10 protein-coding genes are annotated in these 8,781 nt (G+C 72.7%); 5 read left to right on the top strand and 5 right to left on the bottom strand.

The window, feature by feature from the left end; translation table 11 throughout:
- Positions 1-1,031: SNF2 helicase-associated domain-containing protein (locus ON30_RS05805; RefSeq protein ID WP_245553949.1), on the bottom strand; the 1,031-nt coding region annotated here is incomplete at its 3' end.
- A gap of 135 nt (positions 1,032-1,166) precedes the next feature.
- Between ON30_RS05805 and ON30_RS05800 the strand changes: the two genes are divergently transcribed.
- Together ON30_RS05800 and ON30_RS05795 are read left to right on the top strand one after the other, a co-directional pair.
- Positions 1,167-1,529, top strand: coding sequence for a hypothetical protein (locus ON30_RS05800; RefSeq protein WP_040704722.1), 363 nt, complete (start codon positions 1,167-1,169; stop codon positions 1,527-1,529).
- Between the two features lie 63 nt (positions 1,530-1,592).
- The gene (locus ON30_RS05795) at positions 1,593-2,300 is read left to right on the top strand and encodes an HNH endonuclease family protein (protein ID WP_245553948.1); all 708 of its coding nucleotides are present in this window, start codon (positions 1,593-1,595) and stop codon (positions 2,298-2,300) included.
- Between the two features lie 7 nt (positions 2,301-2,307).
- Here the strand turns inward: ON30_RS05795 and ON30_RS05790 are convergent, their stop codons facing one another.
- Positions 2,308-3,126: a sulfurtransferase gene (locus tag ON30_RS05790; protein ID WP_085999275.1), complete on the bottom strand. Its 819-nt coding sequence runs from the start codon at positions 3,124-3,126 to the stop codon at positions 2,308-2,310.
- A gap of 253 nt (positions 3,127-3,379) precedes the next feature.
- On the opposite strand from ON30_RS05790, the gene ON30_RS05785 reads away from it, so the two are divergent.
- On the top strand, positions 3,380-4,606 hold the full coding sequence (locus ON30_RS05785; protein WP_040704721.1) for a benzoate/H(+) symporter BenE family transporter: 1,227 nt from the start codon (positions 3,380-3,382) through the stop codon (positions 4,604-4,606).
- Here ON30_RS05785 and ON30_RS05780 read toward each other — a convergent pair.
- Positions 4,593-5,900 carry a dihydrolipoamide acetyltransferase family protein gene (locus ON30_RS05780; RefSeq protein WP_040704720.1) on the bottom strand — a complete coding sequence of 436 codons (1,308 nt, stop codon included), beginning with the start codon at positions 5,898-5,900 and terminating at the stop codon, positions 4,593-4,595. The two genes, ON30_RS05785 and ON30_RS05780, sit on opposite strands and share 14 nt — an antisense overlap.
- Positions 5,901-6,041: 141 nt before the next feature.
- On the opposite strand from ON30_RS05780, the gene ON30_RS05775 reads away from it, so the two are divergent.
- Together ON30_RS05775 and ON30_RS05770 are read left to right on the top strand one after the other, a co-directional pair.
- Complete coding sequence (locus ON30_RS05775; protein ID WP_040704719.1) at positions 6,042-6,533, top strand: Lrp/AsnC family transcriptional regulator; 492 nt, start codon at positions 6,042-6,044, stop codon at positions 6,531-6,533.
- Positions 6,534-6,546: 13 nt separating this feature from the next.
- Positions 6,547-7,350 carry an SDR family oxidoreductase gene (locus ON30_RS05770; RefSeq protein ID WP_040704718.1) on the top strand — a complete coding sequence of 268 codons (804 nt, stop codon included), beginning with the start codon at positions 6,547-6,549 and terminating at the stop codon, positions 7,348-7,350.
- 1 nt (position 7,351) lies between these two features.
- On the opposite strand, the gene ON30_RS05765 is transcribed toward ON30_RS05770, so the two are convergent.
- Positions 7,352-7,774 carry an acyl-CoA thioesterase gene (locus ON30_RS05765; protein ID WP_245553947.1) on the bottom strand — a complete coding sequence of 141 codons (423 nt, stop codon included), beginning with the start codon at positions 7,772-7,774 and terminating at the stop codon, positions 7,352-7,354.
- Entirely contained in the window at positions 7,771-8,724 is a 954-nt protein-coding gene (locus tag ON30_RS05760; RefSeq protein ID WP_040704716.1) for an AraC family transcriptional regulator, read from the bottom strand. Before ON30_RS05760 ends, ON30_RS05765 begins: the two co-directional genes overlap by 4 nt.
- Positions 8,725-8,781 lie beyond the last annotated feature (57 nt).

Below are 8,781 nucleotides of genomic sequence, written 5' to 3'. Positions count from 1 at the left end.
ACCAGTCCGCGCATCCCCACGGTGCTCTCGGCGGCGGGGACAGCGCTGTCGACGCGCAGGCGCAGACTCGGTTCGGCGATGTTCCAGGCCCGCGGCAGCAGCAACCGCACCCCCGCCTCGGCCAGCGCGTGCACCCCGTGTTCGACCAGATCCGCGACGACCGGGGTGGGCAGCAGCAGGTCCATCGTGCGCGGATCGCCCGGGACGTCGCGCAGGCGCGGATAGACCCGCCTGGCCTCGCCCAGTTTGTCCATCGCGGTGCGCACCAGCGCCGGATCACCTTGCAGGGGAACCGGTTCCGGTGCCTCGCCCGGTTCGCGCAGGCACACCTCGAGCGGCCACAGCGTCGCCGTCTCGTCCTCGCCGACGTCGAAACGCCCGTCGGGTTCGCGCAGGCGCAGCACGAGTTCGGACTGTTCGACCGTCAGCGACGTGCGCAAGCGCTCCAGCGTCTCGGCGAGACGGTGGCTGCCCGCCTCCAGCGGGGTGTCCCGGACCAGCGACGCGAGCAGCGGATGGGTGACCTCGGCGGCCTCGAGCACTTCGCGCGCGATCGGGTCGGTGAGTTCGGCGACCAGATCCTCCAGCACCGCCGCGGGCTTGCCCGCGACGCGCAGGGCGGGCGGCATCGCCACCGCCGCCTCCGTCAGCCACGCCCGCTGCCGTTCACCGCCGAGCAACCGCCACCGCACCCACCACTGCCCGTCGGCGCGCCGCAGTTCGGGCACGATCCGCCCGGCCCGCACCCACCGTTCGACCGCCCGCGCCACATGCCCGAGGTAGCGCAGATCGCCGGAGACCGTCTCGCGTGGCAACCGCTGGCGCAGGACCACCGCCGCCTGATCGGGGGCGGAGGCGTGCGCGCGCACCCGTTCGCGGCCGTTGCGGCCGAGGACTTCCGCGCGATGCCGGAACTTCGAGGACCGCAGCAGCGCACCGAGCGGGTCGGGCACGGTCTCCGGGGCCTCGCCGTCGATCCACAGCAGCAGGCCCGACCCCGGGGACCACAGACCGTGCAGCATGGCTCCCATCCAAACAGGCGGCACCGACAGCCACGCCCGCGCGCAGCCCGGATTTCCGCATCCCGGTGGATAGGATGGGATATCCGCTGGTCGTAGCCGGGTCCACCGCGGCACCGGTGTCCTAGGAAAGTGCAGGGCAGCAGCATGACGATTCTGCTCCAGGTACTAGAGCAGTGCTTCACCCCGACCACGCCGTGGGAGCGGCGCACCTTCACCTTCGTCGACACCCGTCACATCCTCGGGATGCGCCTGGACGGCCAGTGCGGCGTCTGGCTGGATCTGTCCCGCCCCGGCGAATCCCAGCGCCTGGCCCGCACCGCCGATCCCGGCGAGGCCGCGGTCTTCCTGCTCAGCACCTTCGCCGAGATCGCCGACTGCGAACAGCGCGGCGGTTCGTGGCTGATCGGCCACGACGGCACCCACGTCCCCTCGATCACCGCCACCCGTTTCCCGCCGCGCGGCGCGGCGCTGCCCGAGGACGACCTGCTCGCGCGCGCCTGGCTCTGAGTCGAAACTCCGACGCGCGTATCTCGGTCCCGACTTGTCGGTGGCGGCCGGTAGAAGAGTCCCGTGCGCATCCGTCGACGTCTTCCGCTCGGTGTCTCGCTGCTGCTCGTCCTCGCCGTCGCCCTGACCGGGTGCGGCCTGATCGAGCGGGTCGCGCCCGCGCCCGGCAGTCCCCCGCGCGCGGAGGTGGAACGACTGCTCGACAGCGTGCGCGTGGTCGGGTCGCGGCCGCATCCCGGCGGCTACGAGCGCGGCTGTTCCGGTCGGCAGCGCTGCGTGTTCGGTCCGTCGTGGACCGACGATCACGACGGACCCGCCGGTCACGACGGCTGCGACACCCGCAACAACGTGCTGGCCGCGCAGTTGTCCGGTGTCCGCTTCCGGCCCGGCACCCGCGAGTGCGTGGTGGTCGAGGGCACGCTCACCGACCCCTACACCGGCGATCCGCTCACCTTCGCCAAGGCCGAGGCGGGCACGATCCAGATCGACCACGTGTATCCGCTCGCGGCGGCCTGGGATCTGGGCGCCTCCGGGTGGTCGCCCCGGCAGCGGGTGCGCTTCGCCAACGACGTCGAAGTGAATCTGCTGGCGACGGGCGCGTCCACCAACCGGGCCAAGGGCGACGGCACCCCCGCCGACTGGTTGCCGCCCGAACGGGCCAACCACTGCTTCTACGCGGGTAAATACCTGACCGTCGCCGTGCGCTACGACCTCCCCGTGACCGAGGCCGACCGCGACGAGCTCCGCGACATCGCGAAGACCTGCCCGTGAACCCGCCTCAGGCCCCGGTGGCGACCGGTCGTTCCGGATCGTTGGACCACTGCGACCAGGAACCCGGGTACAGCGCCGCCTCGACGCCGATCGAGGCGAGCGCGGCGATCTGGTGCGCGGCCGTCACGCCGGACCCGCAGTACACCGCGATCGGGCCGGAACCGTAGGCGGCGAAGCGTTCCCGCAGCGCGTCGGCGGCGCGGAAGCGGCCGTCGGCGTCGAGGTTGGCGGCGGTGGGGGCGCTGAGCGCGCCGGGGATGTGCCCGGCGCGCGGGTCGACGGGTTCCACCTCGCCGCGATAGCGCTCGGCGGCGCGCGCGTCGAGCAGGACGCCGTCCCAGCTTGCGACCGCGTCGGCGTCGACCACGGGCAACTGCCCCGGGCGCAGGTCGACGTCGCCGGGTTCCGGGTCGGGTTCCGCGCCGGTCGCGAGCGGTCCGCCCGCCGCGATCCACGCGGGCAGTCCGCCGTCGAGGATGCGCACGTCGGCGACGCCCGCCCAGCGCAGCAGCCACCAGGCGCGGGCCGCGGACATGCCGCCGATGGCGTCGTAGACCACGACGGTGTCACCGGTCCGGATGCCCCAACTTCGCGCGCAGCGCTGCAACCGGTCGGGGTCGGGCAGCGGGTGGCGTCCCAGCGCGGGGGCGGGCGGGGCGGCGAGTTCGGTCTCCAGGTCGACGAAGATCGCGCCGGGGACGTGCCCGTCGAGGTAGTGCTGCGGCCCGTCCGGGTCGCCGAGCGCCCATCGCACGTCGAGCAGGCGGACCGAGACGTCCGCCGGGAGGTCCCGCAGATCCTCCGCCGAGATCAGTACCGCGCCCACGCCGAACTCCTCATCCAGAATCGTTTTCGCGCAACCATGTTCGCCGAGCGACCGCGTCCGCGGACCGCACGGCCGGATACAACACCGCCGGGGCGTCGATCCATCCCGGCGTCGACGCCCGTCTTCGGTGCGCCCGACCCTACGCGCCCGCGCGCCGATTTCCCGGCACCGAGTGGCCGACCCGTCGGCAATTCAGGCCAGTTTCCGGCGACTGGCAGGTGACACGCCGGACAACCGGCGGCATGATCCGACGATGTCCGAGGTTCCCACGACGTCGACCGACTCCGAGCAGTCCCCCGATCCCGCCGACGGCGGCCTCGCGCAACCGATCGGCGCGGGCGTGGTGACGGCGCTGGTCGGCTTCACCAGTTCCTCGGCCGTGGTCCTGAGCGGTCTGACCGGCGCGGGCGCGACGGCGACCCAGGCGGCTTCGGGTCTGCTGGCGTTGTGCGTCACCCAGGCGGTCGGGATGATCGCGCTCAGTTACCGCTACCGGATGCCGATCTCGCTGGCCTGGTCGACGCCGGGCGCGGCGCTGCTGGCCGGCACCGGGGCGGTGGTGGGCGGATGGGCGGCGGTGGTCGGTGCGTTCGCGGCCGTCGGGGTGCTCATCGTGCTCACCGGCCTGTGGCGGCGGTTGGGGAATCTGGTGGCCGCGATCCCGGTGGAGATCGCGCAGGCCATGTTGGCGGGCGTGCTGGTGCCGCTGTGTCTGGCCCCGGTGCAGGCGATCCGTACCAGTCCGGCCGTGGTGGTCCCCGTGATCGCGGTCTGGCTGGTGTTGCAGCGCTACGCCCAGCGCTGGGCCGTGATCGCGGCCTTCGGAACCGCCGCCGTGGCCGCGGGCGTCGACATCGCCGTCGCCCATCGGCCGTTGGACCTGGCGGCGATGGTCCCGACCGTGGAACTGACCGCGCCGCACTGGAACTGGCAGGCGCTCGTCGGCGTCGCGATCCCGCTCTACATCGTCACGATGGCCTCGCAGAACATTCCCGGCACCGCCGTGCTGCGCTCGTTCGGCTACCGGGTGCCGTGGCGCGCGGCGATGACGGTCACCGGGATCGGCACGATCCTCGGCGCGCCCGCGGGCGGGCACGCGATCGACCTGGCCGCGATCAGCGCGGCGCTCGCGGCGGGGCCGGGCGCGCATCCCGATCCGCGCCGCCGCTGGGTGGCCGCGTGCACGGCGGGCGTGGTCTATCTGGGGTTGGCCTTGGCCTCGGCCGCGTTGGTCGCGTTGATCGCCGCCGCACCCGAGGGCACATTGGAGACGGTGGCCGGGCTCGCGCTGCTCGGCACGCTCGCGGCAGCGCTGGCCGCGGCGCTGTCGGCCCAGACGCACCGCGAGGCCGGGATCGTCACCTTCCTGATCGCGGCCTCGGGCGTCGGATTCCTCGGGGTCGGCGCGGCCTTCTGGGCGCTGGTCGCCGGCCTGGTGGTCCGCTGGGTGCGCACCCCGCGCGCGGTCAGCCCCGACTGAGCAGCGTCAGCGGGTCCTCCAGCAGCGCGCCCACGGTGGACAGGAAGCGCGAGGCCAACTCGCCGTCGATCATCCGCTGGTCGACGCCCACCGCCAGGGTGGTGACCCACCGCACCGCGAGTTCGTCGCGCACGACCCACGGCCGCTTGCGGATCGAGCCGACCGACAGGATCGCGCCCTCGCCGGGGATGACCAGCGGCACCGCCGTGTCGACGCCGAAGTATCCGACGTCGGTCAGGGTGAAGGTGCCGCCGCGCAGGTCGACCGGAGTGGCCGACCCCGACCGCGCCGTCTCGGTGAGCCAGCCGATGTCGCGGACGAGTTCACGCAGGCCCAGGGTGTGCGCCTCCTTGAGGTTGGGCACCAGCAGTCCGCGTTCGGTGGCGACGACGATCCCCAGGTTCACGTAGTACTTGGTGACGATCTGCTGATTCGCGTCGTCCCAGGTGACGTTCATGCCCGGATGTTCGACCAGCGCCGCCACGACCGCCTTCGCGACCAGGGCCAGCGCGGTGGGCGGCTGTTCGGCGAAGGGCGCGGTGGCCCGCAGGTGGTCGAGCAGTTCCATCGAGGCGGTGACGTCCACCGCGAGGTAGGCGGCGGCCTGCGGGATCGTGCGCGCGCTGACAACCATCGACCCCGCGATGCGTTTGCGCAGGCCGTTGACCGGGGTGCCGGTCTCGCGGGCGGTGGGGCGGATCAGCCCGCCTTGATGCCCGTTGCGCTGCGGCGCGGCGGCGGTGTTGGGCGGAGGGGCGGCGGGGGCGCGCGGCGCGGAGATCGGCACCGAAGCGCGCACGTCCTCGACGGTGACCGCGCCCTGCGGACCCGAGCCCGCGATGTACCAGAGGTCGATGCCCAGTTCCTTGGCCAGCGCCCGCGCGGCGGGGGTGGCCACCGCCTGCCCGCCCGGCGCGGGTCTGCGTGGATCACGCTGCGCGACAGCCGCTTCCGCGACCGCACCGCGAGCAGGGACGGGCACGCGAGCCTCGCGTTCGGGTTCGGGGCGCGCCGGGACCGGGATCGGCGGGGCCACCACCAGGTCGGTGCGCACCCGGATCAGCGGCGCGCCCACCGGGACCGTATCGCCAGGCCGCGCAAGCAGTTCCACGACCGTCCCGGAGAACGGCGAGGGTAGCGCGAGCACGGCTTTGGTCGTCTCGACCTCACCGATCGTCTGGTTCAGCTCGACCGTGTCCCCGACACCCACCGCCCACGACAGCAATTCGGCATTCGCGTGCCCCTCCCCCAGATCGGGGAGGCGGAATTCCAGGACGTGGCCGTCATCGTGCACAGGGGCACCTCTCACTTTCGGCGAGCGGCCGTCTGGCGGCCGGCGAACGGGCCACCGCGGCCGGAGTGCGATCGGGATCGGGCAGGTGGCGCCAGTCGAGCTTAGCCGGGGGACAAGGGATGTCGTGCCATACTGCCTGCCATGACCGGTAGGGAGTCCGACGAGGTGACCCTGGACGCGACCGACGCGCGTCTGCTGCTGGAACTGGTCGCCAATCCGCGGGCGACCGGGGTGGAACTGGCCGCGCGCCTCGGACTGTCCCGCAACACCGTGCAGGCGCGCCTGGCGCGCTGGGAGGCGGGCGGCGTGCTGGACAGCTTCGAGCGGCGGGTGCGGCCGCGGGCGCTGGGCTATCCGCTCTCGGCCTTCGTCGCGGTGGTGGTCGACCAGCACCGACTCGATCCGGTGGTGGCCGAACTGGCCGAGGTCCCGGAGGTGACCGAGGTGTGCGGCATGACCGGCGCGACCGATCTGACCGTGCGAGTCGTGGCCCGCGACGCCGACGACCTGTACCGCATCACCGGCCGCATCCTCGAGATCCCGGGGGTCGAGCGCACCAACATGGCGCTGATCATGCGGTCGCTGGTGGGTCCGCGCACCGCCCCACTGCTGGATCGACTGGCCGCGGGCTGAGTAGGGTGCGCCCATGGAGATTTCGGGCGCGGTCGCGATCGTCACGGGGGCCGGCGGCGGTATCGGCGCGGCGGTGGCACGACGGTTGGTCGCGGGCGGGGCATCGGTGGTCCTCGCCGATCTGGACGGCACGGCCGCCCAGGCCGTAGCCGCGGAACTGGGCGACGCCGCGGTCGCGGTGGCGGGCGACGTCGCCGACGAGACGGTGGTGGCGGCCGCGATCGCGCGCGCCGAAACCGCGTTCGGACCGGTCGACCTGTTCGTCGCCAACGCGGGCATCGGCGGCGGCCCCGGCCTGGACAGCACCGACGCGCAGTGGTCGGCCGCACTGGAGGTCAACGTGCTGGCCCACGTGCGCGCCGCGAAACTGCTGGTCCCCGGCTGGGTGGAGCGCGGGTCCGGCTATTTCGTCTCGGTCGCCTCGGCCGCGGGTCTGCTGACCCAGATCGGTTCCGCGCCCTACGCGGTGTCCAAACACGCGGCGGTCGGGTTCGCCGAATGGCTGTCGGTCACCTACGGCGACAAGGGCGTGCGGGTCAGTTGCGTGTGCCCGATGGGCGTGGAGACCCGCCTGCTCAGCGGCGCGCTGATCCCCGAGGACGCCGAAGCCGCCGAATTGGCGGTGCGCGCGGTCCGCACCGCAGGCGCGGTGCTGAGCCCCGAGGACGCCGCCGAGGTGATCGCGCTCGGTATCGAAGCCGAGCGGTTCCTGATCCTGCCGCACCCCGAGGTGCTGACGATGTACCGGCACAAAGGGTCGGACTACGACCGCTGGCTGGCCGGCATGCGTCGGTTCCAGACCGCTCTGGGCGGCTGACTCACTCGGTGACCACACCCTCGGCCGCCGCCCGGATGACCTCCGGGATCGGCACCGGCTTGCGGGTCGCCGAATCGACGTAGACGTGCACGAAATTGCCGGTCGCCGCGAGTTCCAGCGCGTCGTCGGCCTCGCGGAAGATCGCCAGATCGTAGGTGATGCTGGAATTGCCCAGCCGCGCCACCCGCAACCCGACCCGCAACTGGTCCGGGAAACTGATCGAGCCCACGTACTGGCACGAGGTCTGCGCGACCACCCCCAACGCGGGCAGATCCCGGATGTCGGTGCCGGTGGCGTGCATCAGCCACGCGTTCACCGCGGTGTCGAAGTACGAGTAGTACGTCACGTTGTTGACGTGGCCGTAGTGGTCGTTGTCCGCCCACCGGGTGGGCACCGGCCAGAGCACGGGATACTGCTGGGTCACCCGGCCGACGATAGCTCAGCGGGCGCGCCGCCCTGCCGGTGGTCGCGCGGGCTCACCCCGAAGTGGCGTTTGAACGCGGCGCTGAGCGCGAACGCGCTGCCGTAGCCGACCTGCCGGGCGATCGCCTCGATGGTGGCGTCGGACTCCTGGAGCAGATCCGCCGCCAGCGACAACCGCCACTCGGTGAGGAAGGCCATCGGCGGTTCGCCGACCAGTTCGGTGAACCGCCGCGCCAGCGCCGCGCGCGAGGACCCCACCGCCTCGGCCAGACTCGCCACCGTCCACCCGTGCGCCGGATTGTTCTGCAACAACCGCAGCGCCCGCCCGACCAACGGATCACCGTAGGCGTGATACCAGGCGGGCGCTTCCGCGCGGGAGAACCACCCGCGCAACGCGGCGATCAGGATCAGATCCAGCAGACGGTCCAGCACCGCGCCCTGGGCGGGTTCGTCGCGGGTGGCCTCGTCGGCCAACAGTTCGAGCAGTCGGCTGTCGAACTCGCCGTGCGGCAGGTGGATGATCGGCGGCAGCGCGCGCAGCAGTCGGGTGCTCGCCGCGCCCGCCGACTCGTAGGTGCCCGTCACCATCATCGTCGCGCCGTGCGGATCGGTCCCCCACTGCCGGACCCCGAGCGAGAGCGTCTCGCACATCGTCTCCCCGTCGGGGGTCTTGGTGACCTGCCCGGGATGGATGACGATCTGCGGCGCGGTGCCGGGCGCGTCGGCCACCGTATACGGCTGCGGCCCACGGAAGATCACCACGTCGCCCGCGTGCGCCGGAAACCCCTGATCGGTGTCGGGCAGGATCCAGGCCGTGCCGCGCACCATCGACAGCACCGTCAGCGGCGCCTCGTCCTGGATACGCAACGACCAGGGCGGGTCCAACAGTGAACACATGACGAAGGCGCCGCGAGCGCGGGGGCCTTCGAGCAGACTGGCGAGCGCATCCACGTCGTCCAGGGTAGTCGCCCGCCGCGGTGCTCCCCGCTCGCCTGCGGCGGTGGCCCT

Origin of the sequence: Nocardia takedensis NBRC 100417, from assembly GCF_000308695.1 — a bacterium.
In the GTDB taxonomy this organism is placed as follows: Bacteria; Actinomycetota; Actinomycetes; order Mycobacteriales; family Mycobacteriaceae; genus Nocardia; species Nocardia takedensis.
Note: the sequence above shows the minus strand (reverse complement) of the source record. Positions and strands in the feature narration are given on the sequence as shown.